The organism is Paenibacillus oryzisoli (assembly GCF_001653565.1).
GTDB lineage: Bacteria > Bacillota > Bacilli > Paenibacillales > NBRC-103111 > Paenibacillus_E > Paenibacillus_E oryzisoli.
Genome location: NZ_LYPB01000050.1, coordinates 229291 through 252850, shown reverse-complemented (window position 1 = coordinate 252850; position 23560 = coordinate 229291). Strand labels below are relative to the sequence as shown.

At 45.3% G+C, this 23560-nt stretch carries 22 protein-coding genes; 10 read left to right on the top strand and 12 right to left on the bottom strand.

What is annotated here, in order from left to right:
* Positions 1 to 58: 58 nt before the first annotated feature.
* From A8708_RS09185 to A8708_RS09175, 3 genes are all read right to left on the bottom strand, one after another.
* A complete protein-coding gene (locus A8708_RS09185; RefSeq protein WP_068663186.1) occupies positions 59 to 793 on the bottom strand; it encodes an HAD family hydrolase in 735 nt (244 codons plus the stop codon).
* 83 nt (positions 794 to 876) lie between these two features.
* On the bottom strand, positions 877 to 1329 hold the full coding sequence (locus tag A8708_RS09180; RefSeq protein ID WP_068663185.1) for a bactofilin family protein: 453 nt from the start codon (positions 1327 to 1329) through the stop codon (positions 877 to 879).
* Between the two features lies 1 nt (position 1330).
* A complete protein-coding gene (locus tag A8708_RS09175) occupies positions 1331 to 2467 on the bottom strand; it encodes a peptidoglycan DD-metalloendopeptidase family protein (protein WP_167355869.1) in 1137 nt (378 codons plus the stop codon).
* A gap of 198 nt (positions 2468 to 2665) precedes the next feature.
* Here A8708_RS09175 and A8708_RS09170 point away from each other — a divergent pair, with 198 nt between their 5' ends.
* Positions 2666 to 3757, top strand: coding sequence for a ParM/StbA family protein (locus tag A8708_RS09170; protein ID WP_068663184.1), 1092 nt, complete (start codon positions 2666 to 2668; stop codon positions 3755 to 3757).
* 83 nt (positions 3758 to 3840) lie between these two features.
* Here the strand turns inward: A8708_RS09170 and A8708_RS09165 are convergent, their stop codons facing one another.
* The 4 genes from A8708_RS09165 to A8708_RS09150 are packed head-to-tail and all read right to left on the bottom strand — an operon-like array spanning position 3841 to position 8196.
* Positions 3841 to 5259, bottom strand: a complete 1419-nt coding sequence (locus tag A8708_RS09165; RefSeq protein ID WP_082927385.1) for a GerAB/ArcD/ProY family transporter — start codon at positions 5257 to 5259, stop codon at positions 3841 to 3843.
* Positions 5232 to 5462 carry a hypothetical protein gene (locus A8708_RS09160; protein WP_068663183.1) on the bottom strand — a complete coding sequence of 77 codons (231 nt, stop codon included), beginning with the start codon at positions 5460 to 5462 and terminating at the stop codon, positions 5232 to 5234. Before A8708_RS09160 ends, A8708_RS09165 begins: the two co-directional genes overlap by 28 nt.
* Before the next feature lie 3 nt (positions 5463 to 5465).
* Positions 5466 to 6638 carry a Ger(x)C family spore germination protein gene (locus A8708_RS09155; RefSeq protein WP_239696611.1) on the bottom strand — a complete coding sequence of 391 codons (1173 nt, stop codon included), beginning with the start codon at positions 6636 to 6638 and terminating at the stop codon, positions 5466 to 5468.
* Entirely contained in the window at positions 6625 to 8196 is a 1572-nt protein-coding gene (locus tag A8708_RS09150) for a spore germination protein (RefSeq protein WP_157264649.1), read from the bottom strand. Before A8708_RS09150 ends, A8708_RS09155 begins: the two co-directional genes overlap by 14 nt.
* A gap of 305 nt (positions 8197 to 8501) precedes the next feature.
* Between A8708_RS09150 and cls the strand changes: the two genes are divergently transcribed.
* Entirely contained in the window at positions 8502 to 9929 is a 1428-nt protein-coding gene (cls, locus tag A8708_RS09145; RefSeq protein ID WP_068663182.1) for a cardiolipin synthase, read from the top strand.
* A gap of 26 nt (positions 9930 to 9955) precedes the next feature.
* Here the strand turns inward: cls and ligD are convergent, their stop codons facing one another.
* From ligD to A8708_RS09125, 4 genes are all read right to left on the bottom strand, one after another.
* Positions 9956 to 10846: a non-homologous end-joining DNA ligase gene (gene ligD / locus A8708_RS09140; RefSeq protein ID WP_068663181.1), complete on the bottom strand. Its 891-nt coding sequence runs from the start codon at positions 10844 to 10846 to the stop codon at positions 9956 to 9958.
* Between the two features lie 91 nt (positions 10847 to 10937).
* Complete coding sequence (locus tag A8708_RS09135; protein ID WP_068663180.1) at positions 10938 to 12230, bottom strand: arsenic transporter; 1293 nt, start codon at positions 12228 to 12230, stop codon at positions 10938 to 10940.
* A gap of 81 nt (positions 12231 to 12311) precedes the next feature.
* Complete coding sequence (locus A8708_RS09130) at positions 12312 to 14366, bottom strand: methyl-accepting chemotaxis protein (RefSeq protein ID WP_239696610.1); 2055 nt, start codon at positions 14364 to 14366, stop codon at positions 12312 to 12314.
* A 192-nt stretch (positions 14367 to 14558) separates the two neighbouring features.
* Positions 14559 to 15509, bottom strand: coding sequence for an ATP-dependent DNA ligase (locus tag A8708_RS09125; protein ID WP_204787504.1), 951 nt, complete (start codon positions 15507 to 15509; stop codon positions 14559 to 14561).
* 173 nt (positions 15510 to 15682) lie between these two features.
* Between A8708_RS09125 and A8708_RS09120 the strand changes: the two genes are divergently transcribed.
* From A8708_RS09120 to A8708_RS09110, 3 genes are read left to right on the top strand one after another with little or no spacing between them, the layout of a single operon-like run.
* Entirely contained in the window at positions 15683 to 17209 is a 1527-nt protein-coding gene (locus A8708_RS09120; RefSeq protein ID WP_068663179.1) for a spore germination protein, read from the top strand.
* A gap of 18 nt (positions 17210 to 17227) precedes the next feature.
* The gene (locus tag A8708_RS09115; protein WP_068663178.1) at positions 17228 to 18379 is read left to right on the top strand and encodes a Ger(x)C family spore germination protein; all 1152 of its coding nucleotides are present in this window, start codon (positions 17228 to 17230) and stop codon (positions 18377 to 18379) included.
* 22 nt (positions 18380 to 18401) lie between these two features.
* Positions 18402 to 19511 (top strand): GerAB/ArcD/ProY family transporter, encoded by a 1110-nt coding sequence (locus A8708_RS09110; protein WP_068663177.1) that lies wholly within the window; start codon positions 18402 to 18404, stop codon positions 19509 to 19511.
* Between the two features lie 619 nt (positions 19512 to 20130).
* On the opposite strand, the gene ku is transcribed toward A8708_RS09110, so the two are convergent.
* A complete protein-coding gene (gene ku, locus A8708_RS09105) occupies positions 20131 to 21018 on the bottom strand; it encodes a non-homologous end joining protein Ku (protein WP_068663176.1) in 888 nt (295 codons plus the stop codon).
* A 158-nt stretch (positions 21019 to 21176) separates the two neighbouring features.
* On the opposite strand from ku, the gene A8708_RS09100 reads away from it, so the two are divergent.
* The 5 genes from A8708_RS09100 (at position 21177) to rimI (ending at position 23534) form a co-directional block, all read left to right on the top strand.
* Positions 21177 to 21362 (top strand): hypothetical protein, encoded by a 186-nt coding sequence (locus tag A8708_RS09100; RefSeq protein WP_057315037.1) that lies wholly within the window; start codon positions 21177 to 21179, stop codon positions 21360 to 21362.
* Positions 21359 to 21541 (top strand): H-type small acid-soluble spore protein, encoded by a 183-nt coding sequence (locus A8708_RS09095; protein WP_068663174.1) that lies wholly within the window; start codon positions 21359 to 21361, stop codon positions 21539 to 21541. Before A8708_RS09100 ends, A8708_RS09095 begins: the two co-directional genes overlap by 4 nt.
* Positions 21542 to 21740: 199 nt before the next feature.
* Entirely contained in the window at positions 21741 to 22238 is a 498-nt protein-coding gene (gene tsaE / locus A8708_RS09090; RefSeq protein ID WP_068663173.1) for a tRNA (adenosine(37)-N6)-threonylcarbamoyltransferase complex ATPase subunit type 1 TsaE, read from the top strand.
* Entirely contained in the window at positions 22219 to 23028 is an 810-nt protein-coding gene (gene tsaB, locus A8708_RS09085) for a tRNA (adenosine(37)-N6)-threonylcarbamoyltransferase complex dimerization subunit type 1 TsaB (RefSeq protein WP_068663172.1), read from the top strand. Before tsaE ends, tsaB begins: the two co-directional genes overlap by 20 nt.
* A 2-nt stretch (positions 23029 to 23030) precedes the next feature.
* Entirely contained in the window at positions 23031 to 23534 is a 504-nt protein-coding gene (rimI, locus tag A8708_RS09080) for a ribosomal protein S18-alanine N-acetyltransferase (protein WP_338044188.1), read from the top strand.
* The last annotated feature ends 26 nt before the right edge of the window (positions 23535 to 23560 follow it).

Below are 23560 nucleotides of genomic sequence, written 5' to 3'. Positions count from 1 at the left end.
TCCATGCTAAACAAAGAACGATCCTTCCGGTTCAGCTTTCACCGGGGGATCGTTCTTGTTATTTCTTCGTATACGATTGGATAGCCTCCGGTACTTCCAGCAGGGAAGGCAACTGATAGAACGCGCCCTTCGGCGTGACGTCGATCGTCCCGTTGTTAAATACCCAATCGTCAACAACGGGAATATGAATCGCATGGATACCGGCATGGAGTGCTGGCAGAACGTCTGTTGTGATCGAGTTGCCGATCATCCACGTGTGGTCTCGGTCGAATTGTTTTTCGTTCATTAATGTATTCATAAACTCACGGGTCTTATGAACAGTGACGAAGATGCGGTCTTGGAAAAATTGGTCGAGCCCGACATCCTTGATTTTCTTCATTTGAATCGAAACATCTCCGCCTGTATACAGAAACAAGTTGTGACCAGCTTGCACGAGCTTGTGTAGGGTTTCATTCATCAGCGGATAAGGCTCCACGGTGTAACTATAGACAGTATGCCCGAGCTGCATCAGCCAGTCTACTTCTTTGCTGCTGACAGGACGGTTATAGTGCTGCGCGAACCATTGGTAGGTTTCAACAAACGATTGCGGAAACCGCTCTGGCATAAAGCCGTGAATTTGAATACCAGCAAGGTCGATTTGCAACTGTTTTTGCCGAATGTCCTGCTTCGTTAGGCCATGCCCTGAATACCAGGTCAGCATGAGATCAACGAACTGATCGATTACAAAGTCAAAATATTTATTGCAATGCACCAACGTGTCATCTAGATCAAATAGGATGGATTGTTCTCTCATAGTTCCCGTGTCTCCTACATCAGTTAGAAATGAATTTCCAACTAGTATATCATGCGGAAAGCATCAATCCTAGCGGTTAGGCGTTACATGGCCACTGTATTGCCTTTGTACATATTTTCAGGAGGAGCAGCAGGTCGACTCCCTGTTTCATTTTCATTATTTGGTACAGGTACAGGAACGGCAGATTTCGTTTCCATTTTGCTGCTGCCTTGGAAGACGCCGCCTTCCTCGATGATGAAAGAAGCAGCGCTAATATTGCCATGCAGAGCCCCTGTAGAAGTAATAGTTAGCTTGCCTTTGGTCGTAATATTCCCTTGAACGCTTCCAGCTAGAACCACATCTCGTGCGGAAATATTGGATTTCACGACACCATGCTCGCCGATAATGACGTCGCCCGCGCAATCGATATCGCCGGTAATTCCGCCTTCAATCCGAATACTCGCCTCTGATTTAATTCGGCCTTCAAAGCTTGTTCCCTCACCGATCAATGTATCGGTTGTATTTGGATTCATGAGGTTTTTTGTTTTTTTGAACATGTTAGTTGTCATCCTTTCGAATCGATTTCAGATAAGGCTTGGGATCGACGCTTTCGCCGTTTTTGAGTACTTCATAGTGGAGATGGGCCCCTGTGCTTCGGCCTGTAGATCCGACTAAGCCGATCGTACCGCCTTTTTCAACGGAATCACCTTTGTTAACTAGGATTTTATTTAAATGCATATACCAAGTGCGTAAGCCCTTGGCATGCTCAATCACAATGTTATTACCGTGGTAAATGTCCTTGCCTGTACTGACGACTTTACCAGCAGCTGTTGCATATACGGGATCATTCTCATGAGCCCCGAAATCAATCCCAGAATGATAGCTCGGTATTTTGGTAAAAGGATCGGATCGGTAGCCAAAAGGGGAAGTAACTACCTTCGTGCTAGTTGGCCATAATGTCGGTGTAATACGAAGCTGCTCCTGCTTGTCGGCCACTTTCTGTTTCGTTGCGGTTAAATTCGTTTGCAACGCTTGTACTTCACCATTCAGAGCCGTGAAGGAAGCGAGCGTATCATGACCTAGTTTAAGAATAATATCCTGTGAAACGGGATTGGGGCTTCCACCTACACCAGTTGAAGGAGGAGATTCACCGGCTATCGGCTGATTGTCATCTTTCTTAGCCTTGTCTACGGAAGAATTGCTTGCAACGGCTACGTTGCTAGGTTCGTGATCAATGCCAGCGATTGTCTTAAGATCACTCTCAAGCTTCTTCACTTCTTCGACCTGCGTTTTCATCTGTTCAGCTTGCTGGGACAGTTGAATCACTTCATTTTGCAGAAGTTCGATAGCTTCATTCTTAGAAGAAAGGGTTGCGCTCCATTGCTGATTCACTCCGCTTAGTTTCGATTGCAGGTCACTTGCCTGTTTGACCGTATGTGCGTGTACAAAGTAAATCGATATGGAAATCAGCATGAGCACGGAAAAGCATGCCGCCGCGATATAAGCCGCTAAATGGGGGATGCGAAACCTGACGACTGATTGATTAGTAGCGTCTGGTATGATAACCAGTGTCAGTTTTTTGAAACATAAGGATTTATATGTTCCACGTAATATGTTTGCTATATTTTTAGATAAACGCCCCCGTCCTGAATCGACGGTGGAGCTGTTTATTTCAGGTTTCCACTTAAGCTTCATAAGGTCTGAATTAACTCCTGTCATGGTTGATTTTGGTAAAGTGAAGTTCTGTACATGATTCGTCATATTTTGCTAAAAACCTGCCTTCTTGCCTACTAGTCCTAGTAAAATGAGTCTAAAGTAGGAAGGAATCCTGTCGTATATGATCGAATTTAACAAGACAATTACAGAAGCTGTAGATTTGGAGTGGAGGCACACATGATTAAGCTTGCAGGTATTGACATAGGGAACGATAGTATTAAGCTGGTGCTGGATGGGTCTAGAGAACCACTAGTCATTCCGAATATTATAGCGCCGGGCTACGAAAGACACATTTTGCAAGAAGAAGATTTACCTTGGAAAGCACTGGATGTTGTTATCTACAGTCCAAGTCTTTCACAGAGGAATCAGCGGTATTTCGTAGGTCAGCTCGCATTAGAGCACGAGGATAACCTAGAGCTAGAAGATACGGACAATAAAGCACTATCGGATCAATCCCTCATTGTAGCATTGACTGCACTTGCTTATCAGGGTCTCACGAATCAAGGGGTTAACCCTGGCTATGGCAATGTGGACGAAGTTGAATACACGTTGGGTACGGGTTTGCCTGTTCGTTCTTTCCCGAAATATAGTCAGACATTTGAACATCGACTTCTAGGTGAGCACGAAGTAACATTCCTTTCCACACCACAGTTCCATAACCGTAAAATTAAGGTTTCGATCCGCAAAGTAGCTGTCTCTATTGAAGGTGCTGCGGCCATGTTCCATATGGCAACACACGACAGCTTGCAGGTAAAAGATGAAGAAATATACAACGGATGCATCGGCGTCTGCGAAATCGGTGCCTTGACGACGGATTTCCCAGTCATCAAACGCATGGCGATTGATAACCATTTCAGCCATGGCGAGCAGATCGGTATTGCAACGTATTTGGATGCTATTATTCGTGACGTGGAAGATGCCTACGGTCACTTGTTCCCAAGCCGAGCGAAGCTTGCGCAACGCGTGAAGAATCGTCAATTCACGATTCAACTTCCAGGAGAAGGCCAAGTAGATATTCGGCCCATCGTAGATCTACACTTCCGCCGAGCTGCTGTACGCATGGTCGAGATGATCAAGAAGCGCTGGCGCAAATGCCCAGACATTCAATGCTTTTACGTCATTGGCGGCGGTGCAAGTGCGCTGAAGCCGTATATTCAAGACGCGGCAGGAGCAATGAAATTGCGGTTCACGAACGATAGTGAATTCCTGAACGTTAATGGCTACTTGAAGGTCGCGAAAAGCCGTTTAAATCAATCAGTTCCTGTTTAACTTACAAGGCACCTGCTGAGGCGGGTGCTTTTTCAATTCGTTATAAGCATTCCTCCAAATTGAATTTCACGTAGCGGTTCGCCCTAGTTGCTGCTATCGGCTTGCTTCAGCTTGGTGAGTTCCATATACGTGAACAAGTTCGCCAGAAGTAAGCAAGTGCCGAAGCCTACCGCGCAAATCATACCAATCATGGCGGATTTTTCGCCTAGCATAAGACCGAGCAGAACAAAAGCTACGCAGATAGCCAAAGCGAAATTTCCTCCCCACAGCCATTGCGTGTAGGTTAGGCGTTGGCTCAGTTTACCTGAATTCTGTTTCGGATCCTTCTTAACTTGAGTTCCTCCCGAAGAATCGGGAAAAGCAGTCGGATCCTTCTGCTGCTTCCGATACCCGAATGCAACAAGGAGGATCATGATGAAGGGCTGATAAGCCAGAACAATAACCGGCGAGCTGAAGTTGGAGAAGGCGAGCAGCTCGGTGGTGCTTTTGAAGGAGAGGCATGTGCTTAGTGCAATTAACAATGCGATAGGTTTGTTAATCATCGGATAATTTCGCTCATTGAAGAGAGAACTGATGCCGATTAGGAGAGCCATATATATGGCAATAATTTTAGAAGCAACCGTTGGATACCAGATCATGAGCATGACAAGATCAAGACGATCTAGGAAATCCGTGACATGAATCGTTTGAACCAGATTATAGCTAGGGTACGAGAAATTCGCAGGCATCTTGGGTCCGAGAACGGCAATAATTACAAAGAGCAGGAGTGTAAGTAGGAAAAAACCAAGCAAGGAACCATGTCGAATAGCTGAACGAACATGATTGCTATTCGACAGCATGTGAAGAAAGGCACCTAGAATGAAAATATCGCCAGCACTCCCGATGGTTAGAATGGAACTTGCCGTCAAGTTCTGAATAGGCATCGTTAGTACGGGTGTCGTGAGCCGCAAGAAAAATTCGTTTGATAAGAGCAATGGCATGATGATCGTTGTTACGACAAAAAGAGGGTAGAATAGATCGTTTACACGGGCTATGACCTCTACACTTGTTTTGCCGAAATATATGAGCAACAAGCAATTAAGCAAGATGAGAATTTCTAGCGGCGTTACTTGCAGTAAAAGTGTAGAGCTAAATCGAGATACAGAAGAAATATCCCGAACGACAATCTGCCAGAAATGAAACAAAATGAGGAGGTTGACACAAGTGCCGCCCCATCGACCTAATATACATTTGGAAATTTCAAAAATGTTCTTACTCGGGTATAACTTGGTCATGAAACTAAAGAAACCGGCAATCAGGAAGACATAAAGAATAGAAATTAAATAGCTGAACCAAGCATCCATTTGATTAATACGGATTAATTCATTTTGCAAGGTGAGGATTCCTCCGCTCGTGACGATAGAGGAAGCTAGCCATGAGAGCTGCCGTTCGTTGATGACTTGGTTAGTATCGATAATAAACACCACCTTTCTAGTTAAACGCCAAGAACTCGGATGAGCCATGGAGAAACTATTTTCACGAAAAAGTAGGAAGGCATCGGTATACTGATGTGAAAAATTTTCATAGTGAGAAATAGGAGGATGATTCCCACAGTGATACCGTACGTCATTTTGATGCCTTTCTTTTCCTGGCGCAGCATTTTGCGATCCATGAAGAAGGAGCCAATTAGTAAAAAGAGAAAACTGATGATGAAAATTCCATCCATCGATTAGATTCCTCCTTTGGTTACATTGTGGTTGATCACGCCAGTGTCAGGAATGGAGGCTTTCACGACAATATTGAATTCGGCTTCTTTGAAGTAGTGCTCCCAATCCTTACTGTATTGATCGTTCCATTGCTGAGGGTGGGTTCGCCAGATCATGAGGCCAAGTTGTGCGGAATCCGTACCTTCTTTCTGCATTTGTTTAATCGTTGCAAGTATGGACACCTTGATTTGCTCGGCGAACTTGGTTTCAAGTTTATGGAGGGTCTTCGAATTAAACAGGTTCTCATCGGACAAGTCCTCTCGCACAGCTCCGCGTGCATCTACGATGATGTCGAATTTAACTCTGTCGTCCAGAAGTTTAGGCGTGATTGCTGTCTGGCCGCCGATAACTGCAATGGTAATATTGTTACCTTCCTCGATTGGAAAAGTAAGCTGCTGCTCTTTCACTTGATTGCGTAGCCATAGGAGGCCGGAAGCTTCTTTCTTCTTATATATGCCAACCATCTTATCCCCTTTGAATTGCCCATAACCAACGAATTGAATTTCATGGGAAGGCTCTTTGGCGATTTGACTATCCCGAGGTTCCAAGTAGCTCATGACGGGATCACTGTGAAAGCTTAAAGACATCCCGACGTCCTTCATCGTTGTCGGCATAGCACTGCGAGATTTGCTTAATTCACGAATAACTTCAGCAGGAAACCGTTCGAACTTAGGATCAGCGTTCAAGAGGTCATATCCCTTGCCTTTGGTTACGATCAGGTAGCTCGTCATTCGATTCTCTGGTGAACGTGGAAGCACATCGAACAAGGAAGTGATGCCGGCTTCCGCTAGCTTCTCACCAATGACAATCGTTCTACGGTGCGAGAGGAAGATGCGTCTAGACATACGCAATTGGAGCTTGCTGACGGCATCGCGGAAGGTCGTCCCGACTTCAGAATCGATGTAATAGCTTTTGCCGCCAGCTGTGCCGCCGCCCCCCCCGCTAGCTCCACCCATGGAACCGGGAAGCGGGAACATGTACGTAACACGATATCTGCCATCATCCTCTAAATCTGCGGATGAGGTAAGTACGAATGCGACGTCATTGGTCTCCGTACGATCCCAGCAACCGGTGAGCAGCGTGGTGGAAAGCAGTAAGGTTGCCATCACCCTAACGCGTTGTTTAGGAAGTATCATTCGATTGTTCCTCCTTACTGGCTTTGTGTACATGGTCGATGTTGCTGCCGTCTAAGCCGCCTGCTTTCTTGATTTGTATCGGTAATTCATTGCTCTGACTAGTGTTGTCTTGAACTGCCATAAATTCGGGACGTTTCTGAATTTGCCACCAAGGAGCACGGATCAGTACATCCTTCAAATCTGGCGTAGATAGGGGGCCGACAGGTGATAAATAGGGAACCCCGAAGGAACGGAGATTGGCCATGTGGCCAATCAGAATCATTAATGAGAAGAAGATCCCATAGAATCCGAAGATGGATGCGGCAATTAGAATAGGAAAGCGCAGCATTCGAATCGCAATCGCACCATTGAATCGCGGAATCGTGAAGGACGCAATACCTGTAATCGAGACGACGATAACCATAGGTGCCGATACAATCCCCGCTTGGACCGCTGCTTGTCCCACGACGAGCGCCCCTAAGATGGAGACGGCAGAGCCAACCGCTTTAGGAAGTCGGATACCGGCTTCTCGCAAGGCTTCGAAGGTGATCTCCATGATGAAGGCCTCAACAACGGATGGGAAAGGAATTGCCTCCCGAGAGGCAGCTACGCTAAGCATCAAAGCAGTTGGTAGTAGTGCTTGATGGTACGTCGTTATTGCGACATAAAGCGCAGGTGTCGTTAATGACAAGAACATGAACACATATCGTAGCAATCGTAGAAGCGTGCTAATCTGGAAGCGCTCATAGTAATCTTCGCTCGTTTGCATAATTTGAACGAAGACGAAAGGTACGATGAGAGCGAAAGGGGTACCGTCCGTTAAGATAACGACTCGACCTTGAAGGATAGCGGCAGCAACGACGTCAGGACGCTCCGTATATTGCATTTGTGGAAACGGCGAATATGCATTGTCTTGAATCAGTTCTTCAATCATGCCTGATTCGAGAATGGCATCAATCTTGATCTGTTCAAGACGCTTGACGACTTCTTCAACTAAGGAAGGCATGGCTAAGTCATCCATGTAACAAAGGACAAGATTCGTATTGCTTTCTTTGCCTACACACATGGATTTCATCTTGAGTTTAGGCGTTTTTAATTTACGGCGAATCATGGATGTATTCGTTCGAATGCTCTCTACGAAACCTTCTTTCGGCCCGCGCACGACAGTTTCTGTCTCGGGTTCACCGACGGAGCGCTTCTCTGTGCCTCGGATGCCGAGTAGAATGGCTTTGGCGTTCCCCTCAACGAGCAGTGCTGCATCACCACCAAGCACAGAGGTCAGCAAATCTCCGTAATTATCAGAAATCTGCGTCTGGGACACAGGCAGAATCACATTCGCAATACGATCGATAGAGGTTTCACCGCCTCCGATCAGCATGAGTGATTTCATCGTATCGTTTAGAAGCTGTGTATTGGTTAGACCATCTACGAATAGAAGCAGAGCAGGGATATGGGGGTCAATCTCAAATTCCCTGACAACGACATCGGAGCATTCTTGGAACATGTCTTTAATAAATGTATGATTTTCATCTAGCAACAGCGAAAGTTTCGTCTGTTTAAGATCTTCAACAAATGGCATGTCGAGTGCTTGATCCAGATTAGAGGGAAGTGCAGTGCCCTCGCTGGTTGGTACCGTTTTACGTCTTTGCAGGATGCTTTTCATCAAGTAGTTAGGTGTTTTGGCCAAGCGAGAGGCACCTCCTGCCGTGATCAATTTGCAAGAAACAAGAATGCGTAGATTATGTTCTGCGAAATGAAAGGATTTTATTACGAAAGTTGGAAAATTTTATTTGTAGAAGTTTTGTTGGTAAGAAAAGGTATAGTGCCTTAGGCCTTGGCAAAAGCTATCTGAGCAAGCAGATATACGGATAGGGGCTGGTGTTATTGTTATGGATTATTCTTATTCTTTTGTTATTTATATTTCAGGCAGCTACGATTTTACTTTGTGAATATAAAAGGCCTTCAAAGTCGATAGCTTGGTTAAGTATCCTGTTTATATTTCCGATTATTGGATTTTTCATGTATTACTTTATTGCTAGGGAATATGTGCGGCGCAAGAAAGTTCATGGACATAGCGGCGAGATCTCGCTGGACCACAAGCTCCAAGGCGCTCCTTATCAAGTCATCCTAGACACGAGAAATGACGAGGGCAGTTTTTTGTCGGGAGAACAACGTTTGCGTGATTGGCTGCGTCAAGTGCCTCGTGCTCCAATTACAAAATGGAACCGCGTTGATGTACTGACGAATGCTGACGTTACGTATGAAGCGATGCTTGAAGAGATAGGTAAAGCGCAAGATCATATTCATTTCGAATTCTATACCATACGCGACGATGCAATAGGCAGGAAATTTCAAGAAGCCCTGATTGCAAAAGCGAAGGCAGGAGTGACTGTTAGGGTTATTTACGATGGGGTTGGCAGTCACTCGCTTTCTACGGCTTACATTACTTCGTTGAAACGGGCAGGTATTGCTGTAGAGCCTTTCCTAAAGCCGTTGATTGCTTTCTTTGATAAACGGTTGAATTATCGAAATCATCGTAAAATTGTGGTCGTTGATGGCTTAGTTGGTTTCGTTGGAGGCATTAATATTGGGAATGAATACGTGGGTGGGGACCCGAAGCTTGGCTTCTGGCGAGATACCCACATCATGCTCCATGGGGATGCGGTCTATGACTTGCAGCGTACCTTTCTGACAGACTGGTTTTTCGTTAGTGGGGAAAGCTTGGGGGAGAAGCGATATTATCCAGCACATTCCGAAGGGGAGCCTTCATTCGTTCAGGTTATCTCTAGTGGTCCTGATGCCAGATGGGACGCGATTCAGGAGATGTATTTTGCAGGGTTGATTGCCGCGAAGAACCGGATATGGATTACAACGCCTTATTTTATTCCTGACCCTAGCATCACGATGGCGCTCAAATCAGCCGCAATCAGTGGTGTTGATGTACGCGTTATTCTCCCGTTTAAAGCGGATTCTCTCATTGTCCAATATGCCTCAAAATCCTATCTACAGGAATTATTACAGGTAGGTGTTCGAGTCTATTTGTATCGGAAAGGGTTTATTCATGCCAAAGTGATTATTGTGGATGACCTCATGGCGACGGTTGGTACGGCCAACATGGATATGCGGAGCTTCTACAGCAACTTCGAATTAAATGCGGTGATGTTTGATCCACGTGTCATTTCCCGATTGGAGAGTGATTTTGTGATGGATTTAGAGGCATGTTCGGAAGTTGTGCTATCTGAATTTGAGATGAGGTCGTTAGGTGAAAAAAGAAAAGAGAGGATTGCGCGATTATTATCGCCTTTATTCTAATGATAAAAGAGTAGTTCTAATTAGAACTACTCTTTTAATTTAGCTAGTATGGCATTCAAATTTTGCGGTGGAACACGATCAATCAGATCCCCGTAGGTTCGTAGTCGATTCATAATCGTAAGTTGGTTGAATTCGCCAATGCTTGGGCGCAGCTCTACCTCTTTCCAAAATAGGGGCGTTGAAATCGTTGCGTCCTTTTTGGCCCGAGGCGTGTAGGGAGCAGATAACGTTTTTCCATACCAGTGCTGGAGGTAATCGATATAAATCTTGTCACCACGATTTTTCTTGAAGCGCTCGATCGTGAACAGTTTCGGGTTCATTTTAACCGCATAGGTGGCAATGAAATGTCCAATTCTTCGGAGTTCCTCGAACGTATAGCCAGGTTGGATCGGAATGTAAATTTGTACGCCTGTTGCACCCGAGGTTTTGGGAATCGACTGAATATGCAGCGAATCCAGCACTTCACCGATAATTAGAGCAGCCTCCATGATGCGAGGTTCCTCCTCCAAGGTTGGATCGATATCAATCAGCCACTCTGCCGGATTCGTCTCTCCAATGTAATGGAAGGATGGATGGAATTCCAGGCAAGTCAGATTTCCAAGCCACATGAGCGTAGATAAGGAGTCCAAATTGACATAGTTAATGCCATCTAGCGGTGCTAGCTTAACGAAGCTGGGCACAGGTTCTGGGGCGTTTTTCTGATAAAAAGATTTGTCATCATATCCATGCGGGAATCGAATCGTTGTTAGATGGCGATTACGGCAGTACCGTAGGAGGTAGGGCGAAAGTGCGCTCAATGTCGTCAAATAATCAGCTTTCGTAATGCCCAAGTCAGGCCATAGCGGCTTATTCGGATTCGTGATTGTTAACTCGTTGCCCTCCACGAGAAGTTTCGCTTTCTCTGCTTTGAACGCCATAGGCTTGGAATCGCTCCTTCTGAGCTTTTATTCACAATTATTTCCTAGGGGAGCGATTCTCAAACAGAGTCGCGCAAAGCTGAACCGCCGATTAGGATATGACCTGCAACCACAGATACAAACCGATTAACGTAATAAGTAAGGTAGGGATCGTTAGGATGACACCAGCTTTCATATAACCGCCCCACGTGATTTTAACCCCTTTCTTGGCAAGCACGTGAAGCCAGATTAGGGTGGCCAGTGAGCCGATTGGCGTCATTTTGGGCCCAAGATCGGTTCCGATGACATTAGCATAAATAAGGGCTTCTCGGAGAATTCCATCCGTTTGTGTTCCCTGAATCGCCAGGGCGTCAATCAACACAGTCGGCAAATTGTTCATGATCGAGGAAAGGATCGCGGCAAGGAACCCCATGCCAATCGTGGCTGCGAACAGACCTTCACCAGAGATGATGTCGATCAGATCCCCAAGCGCATCCGTGAGACCGACATTTTTCAGCCCATAGACCACCACATACATCCCGATGGAGAAAATGACAACAGCCCACGGGGCTTCCTTCACAATTTTCTTGGTATCCATCACGGCACTCGTTCTAGCAATGAGAAGGAAGCTAATTGCGGCAGCACCAACGAGGAAGGAAACAGGAACATGAATAAATCCGCTGCCAATATAGGCGATTAATAGAATGCCGAGAATCCACCAGGACAAACGGAATAGTCGCAGATCTTTAATCGCTTCCGAAGGGGGTCTCAGCTCTGCGATATCATAGGTTTCAGGGATTTGCTTGCGATAATACAGATAGAGAACCAGCAAGCTTGCGCCTAATGCGAATAGACTCGTTACGAACATCCGGCTTGCATAGGTGACGAAATCGATCCCGAAAAAATCCGCAGAAAGAATGTTTACCAAATTACTTATGACAAAAGGCAGTGATGTGGTGTCCGCAATAAAGCCGCTTGCCATAATGAAAGGAAGAATGGCCGCATCCGGCAATTTCATGGCTCTGACCATGGCTAGCACGATTGGCGTAAGGATCAAGGCTGCACCATCGTTGGCAAAAAAGGCCGACACCGCTGCGCCGAGCAGGATCACATAGACGAACATGAGCTTGCCGTTGCCTTTGGCCAAGCGTGCCATATGGAGAGCAGACCATTCGAAGAATCCGATCCCGTCTAGGATAATCGAGATCACTATAATACCCACGAATGCGAGCGTCGCATTCCACACGATGCCTGTAACTGTGGCGACATCTTGCAGCGAAACAACTTGGCAAGCGAGGGCAAGCAGGGCTCCTGCTGATGCTGTCCAACCAATGCTTAAGCCTTTCGGCTGCCAAATGACGAAGGTAATCGTTAGTAAAAAGATGATAATAGCTAAATAAATCATGAGAGCCTCCAAATCGACGATTAAATAAACGACGATGTAAATATCTCAAATTTATGGAGGTCTGTATATAATTAATTTTTGTTAAACCTCGAATTTAGACAATGTTTCATTTAACGATTTGGATAGTTGGTCAAGCTGTTCCGATAACCTGACCAAGCCATTGCTGATGTTAAGTTGCTCTGTGCTTAAGGAAGCGACCTCTTGGGAAGTGGCGAGCGACTCCTCGGCTACTGCGCTGACATTCATCATCGCATCAGATAATACTTCTTGGGACTGTTCCAGAGTACTGATTGAATCGCTTACCGTGCTGAGCCGGACGACAAAGCCGCCCATGTGACTCGTCACTTGTTTGAAAATGGTGTCAGCTTCATTCACAGCTTGAATTTGTTGTTTGAAAATCGGTGTCGCCGTGGATAGTACTTTCACCGTTTCGTTGATCTCGACTTGAATTTTTTCTGTGATTTGGCCAACTACATGGATAGACTGTTTCGATTGATCCGCTAGTTTGCGAATTTCATCAGCTACCACCATGAATCCTTTGCCAGCTGCACCAGCGCGCGCAGCTTCAATGGTTGCGTTCAACGACAAGATGTTCGTCTGCTTCGTCATATTGTTCAACACATCAAGAATTTGGCGGATCGACCTTGTGCTGTCTTTTAAGTTAGCCACCTTATCCACCATCGAGCGGATCATTGTTTCTGTTAGCTTCGTTTTATCAATAAGTTCAGCCATGTACTTCGTGCCTAGTTCACTAGAGCTTTGCACATCAGTTGCTGCTGTGCCCATTTCAAGGTTCGCTTCAATCACGTTCTTCATTTGCATACCAATATGATGCGTCAGCTCATTGCCGCGTTCAGACTCTGTCGCCAAACCTGCAGCTCCGCCTGAGATTTCTTCAGTAGCTATTGCAATTTCTCGGGCAGCGATTGCCGTTGTTTTCGAAGAGTTCGACAGCTCCGTCGCCGTTTCATAGACTTGCTGAGCCGAAGTGCTCGTTTGTTGAACCAAGGTTGTGATTTGCTCCATCATGCTATCGAAGCTATTGCCTAACTGACCGATTTCATCCTTCGTCGTGTAGTTCGCGCGAACGGTCAGCTTACCCTTTTCCCCTTGCTGCATCAGATTGCGTAAGTTGACTAAAGGTCTGCCGATCATGCGAACCACGAACAAGCCGATCAAGACCGCCGCAATAGCTGCAAACAGGGCAACGATTAGCGTATAGTTGAAGATCCGCTTAGCGTCCTTAACCATGGAGCTTACAGGAACGTCGCCGATCAAATTCCATCCAGATATCGGAGATCGATAATAGGCAACTAAGTGATCATCTTTTGTCGTAAAAGAATCTTGGCTCTTTTCTATTTGTTCTTTCGTTAGTTGGATAGCAGCCGTTTGTTCCAACTCTGTCTTGTCGAACGTCGCGAGGTTCTTGTTGCTGCTATTCGTGATAACGACGGAACTGTTCTCACCAAGCGTAATTCTATCTAACTCGTTGTTCAAGATATCTGTGCTAAATTCCACGATCAATAGGTTCGATGTTGCGTTGCTAATGATGCGGCCGATCCCGAATGTACTACCCGAATCATTCGAATACCCTTTCGATTTGCTATCGAGCCAAGCGGCTTTACCGCCTGCTTCGACAATTTGCTTGAACCAATCCGTATCACTGACGCTGACTTCGGATTCGTAACCTGTGCTGCCTGTCGCGACAATGAGCTTACCATCGGGTCTATAAATGCGTAATGTTTTAATTGCTTTGTTGGAAAAAGCGACAAAATTCAATTTTTCCGTCAATTGATGACTAGGATCAGCAGCGTCGTACGATAGAGGATCGATCTTGGAGAGTGTCTCCAATAATTTCTGTACATCATTGTTATACATAACTTGCAGTGTCACATCTTCAAAAGTTTGATATAAGAAATCTAGCTTTTGACCCGCTTGTGTTACCGTCTGCAGGGTGGAATCGGCCATTTTGTTCTTAATCACGTCTTTTGAAACGGAGTAAGAAAGTGCACCGACAATGATTACGAAAGATAAAATACTTGTGAAGAACATCAAGAATAGTTTCATCCCTACTGATTTCGCCGGGTTTTCAAGCAGTTTGAATGAAGGAATAACAATCTTTAGGACATCTTTCAATTCGCTCACCTACCAATTAGTTTCTTATTTGCACGCTCCATTGTTATTGGAAAAAAAAGACATGCATAATTTATTGGTTAATGATTCGACTTTATTCGACGTATTCCTGCGTTATTCTGAATTTTATTTTAAAATAATATTTTTTACTGAAATATTATTTCGATTTATTGAATTTGATTGATATGTGCGTAACTAATTTTGACTAAAGTTACAGGCTTTGCTATCCATTTGGATGAAGGATTGAATGCTCGGGTGCCTTAAGGTTTGGTTACGGGTCCATTCCATAAAGCTAACTTTCACAACGAGTTGCGGGGTTATCCAAACCGCTTCTTTCGACCTTTCGGGTTCGTTGACAAAGGGGCGCTCCTGCGTTGTTATGCTTTGAACGATCTCAGTGACATGCTGCCAATCTTTCACGGTAAGTTTGCCAGTGCCGGCGTAGCCGATACACCATAGCTGCCCCTGATCATCATATAAGCCTAATAGAAGGGAATTCACAATCTTGTCTCTATAGGTAACGCCACCTACGACGGCATAGAGGTCCTTAAAGATTTTTTTCTTCATCCATCGCTTATCCTTGCCGTTGATGACATAGGAACTGGTCAGGTCTTTGATTACAATGCCTTCTAATTCATGCTGCTTCACAATCGCAAATAGTGCTTCCATCTCATCATGATTCGTGACGAGTTGAACAAGGTGGTTCGGCTTTATTGTGGATGCTAGAGTAGCTTGTCTTTCTTTCAGGCTCAGATGTACTAACCAGTCTCCGTTCAAATAAAGAATATCAAAGACCATATAAGTGATCGGGACTTGTCCCATGACGCGAGTCACTGTGCTAGACTTCCTAGCGCTGTCACGTCTCATAATTTCGTAAAATGAAGGCTTACCATCGGAGAGGGCGATAATCTCTCCATCCAATATGACCGAATCTGCCGAGCAGAACGCTTGTGGATTCGTTAACTCCGGGTATTGCAAGGTCCGATCATTGGTTCTGCGATTAATTAGTTTGGTTGTGCTTCCATCGAAGTAGAGCAGCATTCGTACCCCATCCCATTTAATTTGACTCGTGAAATGAGTGCCAACTGGCCATTCATCTGTGCTAACTGGTTCAAATGGGAGGACTGGTTTAAAATCCACGATCATAACCCCTTTCCATAGTTGTTCTCCTACCATTCTTCACCAATTTAGGATCTTTCAAGCAAGATGGCTTGGATGCCATGTTAAAATGCTCCTGCTTTGGTAACAACTGAATAGCCGTATGATTTTGAGAGCATAACAATACGTAAATGAATGTGAGTATTAAAGGAGAGTTGTGCATGTATCAACCTTTTCCTGAGGATCCGAGTATAGACAAGGAAGTATTCCATACCCTGGTGTCGACTGACCTTTCCTCGAATATCCTTCATTTGCAAACCGCATTGACAGCTTGTGATGATGTCATTTTCGCTTCGATCCATCTGGCAAATGGCATGCAGGCCTCCATGCTCTATTTACGGGGAATGGTGAATGTAGAGCTGCTTGACAGCCAAGTCCATCAACCTCTTAAGAATGCTGGAACAGGTACAGTAGCATCCATGGATGAGGTTATAAGCCGTATTTCGGTATCCCAGTATAAAGAACTGCGCATGATTGGTGAAGTGATCGAGGGAGTGCTTGGGGGCAAGGCGGTTCTTCTGTTGGACACGATCGAAGGAGCATTGTCGATTGAGTTATCACAAATTGAAGGCAGGGCAGTGGAAGAGCCGCTAGCAGAGTCTATTGTTCGGGGGCCACGTGAAGGTTTTGTAGAATCTTTAATGGTAAATACTACGTTAATCCGTAAAAGGTTAAAGACCCCCGCATTGAAATTCGTTTCCTTTACGCTGGGCAATTATTCGAAAACAAATGTCACAATGGCTTATGTACAGGGAATTGCCAAACCAGACATTATAAGTAAGGTTTCGGAGCGACTCTCTCAAATTAAGCTTGATGGGGTGCTGGAGAGCGGCTACATCGAGGAAATGATTGAGAATAATATATATTCGCCCTTCCCTCAAGTACAAACAACGGAACGCCCTGATGTGGCTGTAGCGAGCTTGTTAGAAGGCCGCGTTGTTATTATTACGGATAATACGCCGATTGCTCTTATTGCTCCAACTACTTTTTGGTCCCTCATGCAATCGCCTGAAGATTATTATGAGCGTTTTCTGATTGGGACTCTCATTCGTTGGCTTCGATATACTTTTTTTCTAATTGCCATGTTAGCTCCGGCGATCTATGTGGCAGTGTTAACCTTTCATCATGAAATGGTTCCTACAACGCTGCTGCTTCGTGTTGCTAAATCCCGGGAGGAAATTCCTTTCCCTGCCCTAGTGGAAGCGTTGATTATGGAAGTTACGTTCGAGGCTTTGCGTGAAGCGGGAGTTCGTTTGCCTAGGCAAGTCGGTTCTGCCGTCAGTATCGTAGGCGCGCTGGTCATTGGACAAGCGGCTATCCAAGCGGGTCTAGTCTCGGCTCCTATGGTTATGGTTGTAGCGATTACGGGTATTTCCTCGTTCATGATGCCACAATATTCCGCAGGGATCTCCTTACGTATGCTGCGATTTCCCATTATGATTTTATCCGGTATTTTAGGCTTATTCGGCCTTATTCTGGGGTTGCTGTTAATCATTAGTCATCTGTGTATTCTTCGCTCTTTCGGCGTCCCTTATCTGGCTCCATATGCACCCATTTATCTCAAAGGAATCAAAGATGTTTTGTTTCGTGCTCCCATTAGCAAAATGAATACACGTCCTGCCTTTTATGCTGATAACCGTAATTTGAAAAGGCAGCGCGAACATCGAGATGAACGGAATGAGAAATAAGCGTAGGAGGTGCCTGCTATGAGGAGATTCGTATCTGTTCCTATTCTGTCTCTGTGCGTCCTTCTCTTAACAGGTTGTTGGGATCGTGTAGAGGTGAACGATATGGCGTTTATCATTGCCGCTGGAATCGATAAGATCTCGAAGGAAGAGATTGAAGTGACCGTTCAAGTCTTCATACCGAATCCTGCTGCTTCTGCGGCTGAAGGGGGGACTGGGCAGGGGAATGTATACACGGTATCGACCAAAGGAACCTCCATGCCAGATGCGTTATCGGAATTGCAAAAGAAGTTTCCGCGCTATTTCTCTTGGAGTCATGCCAAAGCCTACTTCTTTGGCGAAGAACTTGCTCGGAGTGGGATGTTTGATGATTTCGATTTCTTATTCAGGGATATTCAACCGCGGGAACAAGCTAATTTCTTCGTATGCAGAGGAATGGCTAGGGACCTGTTAGAAGCGCAGAATGATCCGAATACCTATGAAACGTTAATTAAACTTGCGCAGAAGCCATTGATTCAGTCCGCTACCATGCATGATATAGAAGAAGTGTTAAGTGGGGAATCCGGTGCTTTCCTGCTGCCGGTTGCGAATAGGAGCAAATTGATTTCGAATCAAGCTAAAAAAACGATTCTGACCGTCGAAGGAATGTCGGTGATCAAAGAGGGGAAACTGGCTTGTTTTCTATCTGACGAGCAACAAATGGGGATAAGGTTGTTCATTCATGAGGATCTGGGCCGTAATATTACGCTGACTGAACAAGAGGCTGGTGGGAAAGTTGTGATTAAAATCATTACCACAGATCTCCATCTGCATCCTTTGATTGAGAACGGCATTTGGAAAATGAATGTGCAATTGGATTTAGAAGCGGATGTTGTTCAAAATTCGACCGAGCTTCTGCTCGCTAACGGTTCTGATAATATGAGAAAGTTAGAAGAACCGTTCGATAAGAAGATTAAGGAGATTTTGCGAGAGACATTGCAACAATTACAACACAATCAGAGGGCGGACGTGCTGGGATTTGCACGGGCTTTCCATAAAAAATATCCAAGGGAATGGAAACAAGCCAAAGCAAATTGGAATGCCATCTTTCCGACGATGGATGTTCAGTTGGATGTAAAAAGCAAAATTCAGAGACCGGGTATATCGAATTTTCCTTTCATGACCGGTCAGTAAAGATAGATAGGTGGGTTCATCAATGAGTGATATGGCCTTATCGAGCCGGCAAATATTTTGGATGATGGTTAGTATGCAAATCATTATGACTATTCTTCTCACCATTGCTCCTGCAGCTCAAATCGCCAAACAGGATGCATGGATTTCCATTCTAATCGCGACAATAGCAGGGATGCTCATTGCCTGTGTATGTGGCAAGCTCAGTACGATGTTCCCTGGATTGACCGTAGTCGAATATAATCGCATTCTGCTGGGCAAATGGTTGGGGGGCATCATTTCGGCTCTCTTCATCCTTGTATGGCTTGTCATACTTACCGTGATTTTGAGGCAATTCAGCTTATTCATCACAGGAACCATTATGCCCAAAACCCCGCTCTATGTCATTCAGGTACCCATGCTTCTAGTCGTCTTGTACCCTACCTTGCATGGGGTTGGTGTGTTGGCGCGTATTTGTGAAGTTACAGGGCCGATTATCTTGCTCTGCGTGCTCGGCCCTATGTTTCTAAGTATTAATCAATTGAATTGGGATCGACTTCTTCCGATTTACTTAGATAATGACATGATGATGCTATTAAAAGGTGCGCTGCCAACTGCCGCATTCTTAGGTGATTGCATCATGATTATGATGCTGATCGCTTTTGTCGATAAGCAGCAGAAAACCGTACGATATGCCGTAACAGGTGTCCTGCTTACCGGATTACTTACCGTACTATCGATAATCGTCAGCATCTTGATGTTCGGACCGCACGTTGCAGCGGGTTATCCATATCCCATGCTCATGATCGTCCGTTCCATCTCCATTGGCGGCATTATTGAGAATTTGGATGCGATCGTTGTTACCATCTGGATCATGAGCATATTCACCAAATTAACCTTGTACTTATTTGTAGCAAGTTATGGAACAACACAACTGCTCGGTATACGTAATTGGAAAGTCGTCACCTGGATTACCGCGGTCGTTGTGATGCTCTTAACTTTCATACCGGTGAATTATGAGGAGATTACGATTATTTTCCCTCTAAAAGTAGCTGTTCCCTACATATTTCCTATTTTTATGGTTGTATTGCCTTTGCTGCTGCTCATGCTAGCCCTGTTGCGGAATAGGAAGCTGAAATTGGCATCGCGGGGATGAGTTGATGGGAGAAGACAGAAGGTAGAAAGCGGAAGACAGAAGACGGAAGGCAAAAGACAGAAGACAGAAGACAGAAGGCAGAGAGCAGAGGCTGAGGGGAATACAGAAAGCAGAAGACAGGAAGCAGATGCAGAAAGTAGATGACAGAAAGCAGATGCAGGAAGCAGAAGACAGAAAGCAAAAGGCAGATGTGATTGTTTCGGGGGGCGGGCAACTACTAGTTAGTTATAATTTAATTTAACCTGGATTTTCTGATGTTAATTTGATCCCTTTTGCCCAAAAATTGAATATAACTGGATTTCCTACAGCTAATTAGAGGGATACGCAAGGAATCTTTCCAAAAAGCCAAATTTAACATCAGGAAATCCATCTAATTTAAAAATTAGCCGGATTTGAGGGGGATTAGCTGTAGTTTTTACAGTTAGTTAATAGGAGTTAGCCAAAGTAAGCGCGAAACCTACTGGGCGCCAATCATACGAAGTCCCTATTCCTCGACTCCCAGCAATTAGAGCTAAATAGTGGTTACTTGAGCAGACTTTCAGCAACCCAACCCTAGAGCCAATCGCACTAGCTAAAAAAGCCCTACCTCGGAAACCAAGATAGGGCATTTCTTTATTATTCAAGTAACTGGCTCTTTCGACTTTCTTGCGCGAGGTTTCGCCGCGGGCTTCTTCTCTGCCGGTTTTTCTTCGGTTATAGAAGCATCTGCGCCGAGCGTTATTTTGCCATCGGACGACGGTTTGGTCGCGTTCAAGCTGGCTTGTAGGGCAGCCATGAGGTCGATGACACTCGTTTTATTTTGAACCTCAGGGGCAGTTTGGATTTCTTCGCCAGCCACTTTATGCTCAATTGCGTCGAGTAGGCGAGCGCGGTATTCATCCTTATACTTTTCAGGTTCAAACGGGGTGGAGAGCTGATTGATCAACATCTTCGCCATCTCCATCTCCCGCTCGTTCACGGTAACCTTCTCTGGAAGGTTCGGCACTTGAGAGATTGGCCGAATTTCGTCCGGATAGAAGATGGTTTCCATGGCAAGGCAATTGTCAATGACACGTATAGCGGCTAGCGAACTTTTGGAGCGGATCGACACCTTGGCGATACCGATTTTACCCGTCTGGCGCATGGAATCAAGCAGAAGCATGTAGGCGCCAGCGCCCGTATCGCCAGGGCCGAGGTAATATGTCTTTTGAAAATAAACGGGGTCAATATCAGTTAAATTTACGAAGTCCAAAATCTTAATTTCCTTGTTCGCTTCGCCGGAGATTTCCTCAAGCTCATCCTTTTCAAAAAGAATAAAACGACCAGGTTCAAACTCGTACCCTTTGGAGATTTCTTCCCACTCTACTTCTTTCTCGCAAGTCTGGCATTTTCGCACATAGGATAGCGGGGTAATACACGTCTTGTGAATATAGCGCATAGAGATGTCTTTATCCTCTGTGGCTGAGAACATTTTGACGGGAACATGAACAAGTCCGAAGCTAATAGCGCCTTTCCACACGGTATGCATAGATAGCACTCCTCCCCAACATACGTAATTGTACTAGTATTCTCTTGATACATTCCCTTTATACGGCAGTCAGTAAGAAGAATGGTTAGAGGGGAGATTGGAAAGCTTATTAATGCAACATGATAGCCCAAAAACGCGAACCTAAGGAGGGATTACGGATGGCATCAGAATCGAATTTGTCGCAAGATACGAACAATGAAGATAGAGATGATTGTTATATGGACATTGATCGTATGATTAATGAGGGGCTAGGTGGCGGGAACGTTACCATGCAGGGTGGGTTAATTGAACACTCAACCACGGATACGATGGAATATCCGGAATCCGTACTGGATGAACCATGAACGTTCACCGCGCTCAAGAGATTTTAGCTGCTCACGAGAAAATTGAGGTTGACTTGAATGGGCTAGCTGTCTGGATAGACAGTGTAGACTCTGGTAAAGGTCTCGTCAAAGTGCATGCGGAAGGCAATCCCGCAGATGCCCGTGTTGTCCCAGCTAAGGAGCTAGAAGAGGTACACTAAAGGTCCGCAAGGGCAAAACAAGCCTTCTCCGATTATTGAATCGGTGAGGGCTTTTCTAGTTTCGCCTAGTCGAAATCCGAACCCATCTAGAGAATAGTGGTCGTTCATTCGTGTTTTGTGATTGACAGGTTGATGTCATGGGCTGGCGAGGACTATAATAGAAGCAGTATGCGCACGCGGAGAGAAAGGGACGAAATCATTGACGCTATCCACATTTAAGTTTCCTTCTCATCATGAAGGAGATACAGATAAACTGGGAATCCTATTATCTACGTATCTACAGCCAGGAACGGTTTTAACCTTAGACGGAGATTTGGGTGCTGGCAAAACGAGATTCTCGCAAGGCTTCGCTAGAGCGATGGGAATTTCGGAGCACGTAAACTCGCCTACATTTACCATTATCAAAGAATATGAGGGAGCTGAACTCCCTTTCTACCATATGGATATGTATCGCATTTCACAAGAGGAAGCAGATGAGTTGGGATTAGAGGACTACTTCTATGGAGCAGGCGTTACGCTGATCGAATGGTCGAGCTTAATTGAAGATCTGCTGCCACCTGACAGACTAACCATTACGATCACCCAAGAGGCTGATCAAACCCGCGTATTTCACTTGACTCCACACGGTTCGCCGTATGAGAGTTGGTGTATACAGATGAAGGAGAACGGACATTTACATGACGGAACGGATAACTAATACGGGGCGATGCTTAGCAATCGATACCTCAACATCAGCGATGACAGTTGCTATATTAGAAAATGGACACCTGCTCGGGGAGATTAGCTCCCATGCGGAGCGGAATCATTCTTTGGGATTGCTTCCCCATATTCAAGATTTATTAACTCGTTTAGGTATGAAGCCGAGAGATCTACGCTCAGTGGCTGCTGGCCAAGGGCCAGGCTCATATACAGGTGTGCGGATTGCTGTTTCTGTAGCCAAAACCTTTGCATGGTCACTGGGACTAGACTTAATTGGTGTATCTAGTTTAGAGGCTATGGCTATTGGTGGTTCTGTACAGAACGACTATGAAGGGAACGGTGTGACATGGGTTGTTCCGCTTATGGATGGAAGGCGTAAACAAGCTTTTACAGCTGTGTATGCGTATGAAGGAGCTACGGCTATTACTGCTGCACGAGAACCTGATGCCTCTTGGCAAGAAGTGTTGCCTGACGGTATTCGAGTTATTGACGCGTGGACGGAGGAGATCCTCTCTCATGCTAGTCGTTTAGCGCCTGATCATATTCTTTTCATTGGTGAAACCACGGGATTTGCGGCGGAGTTGGCGCAGTTTACGGAGGATTTTACAGGTCATGTGAGCATTATTCCTTATGGCATTGAAGCCGAATATATCGGTCTGCTGGCTAATCCAAGATTAGCGCAAGGCGAGAAGGCAGACGTTCATTCGTTTGTACCGAATTATACAAGGCTTCCAGAAGCTGAAGCCAATCTGCTGGCAGGTCTGCAGCCGAAGAAGGGGGAACAGTAGTCGTGGAACAGAGACAGCCGCATGCCATAGAAAATTCATTGGTATTCCGCTCAATGACCATGGAAGATATTCCGTTTATTGTTGAGATCGAGCAGGAAGCCTTCACAACACCTTGGACACGAGGAGCGTTTGAGAATGAGCTGACGAACAACCAATTTGCGCATTATATGATTATGGACATTGATGGGGAAGTCGCCGGTTATGGGGGCATGTGGCTCATTATGGAGGAAGCACATGTCACGAACATTGCTGTAAAAGATACCTATCGTGGGCGCAAGCTGGGGGAAAGACTCCTGCGTGAGTTAATGAAAACGTCCGCTTTTCTAGGGGCTATTCGCATCACACTTGAAGTGAGAACTTCGAATTATGTGGCGCAAAATCTATACGAGAAACTAGGCTTCCGCTCCGTTGGTGTGCGTAGAGGCTATTATACAGATAATCGCGAGGACGCTGTCGTCATGTGGGCAGATCTGCCCAATCGTAGAAAGGATAGTCTCAACGACTGAGGCTTTCAAATAGGTGAATAGTGTGA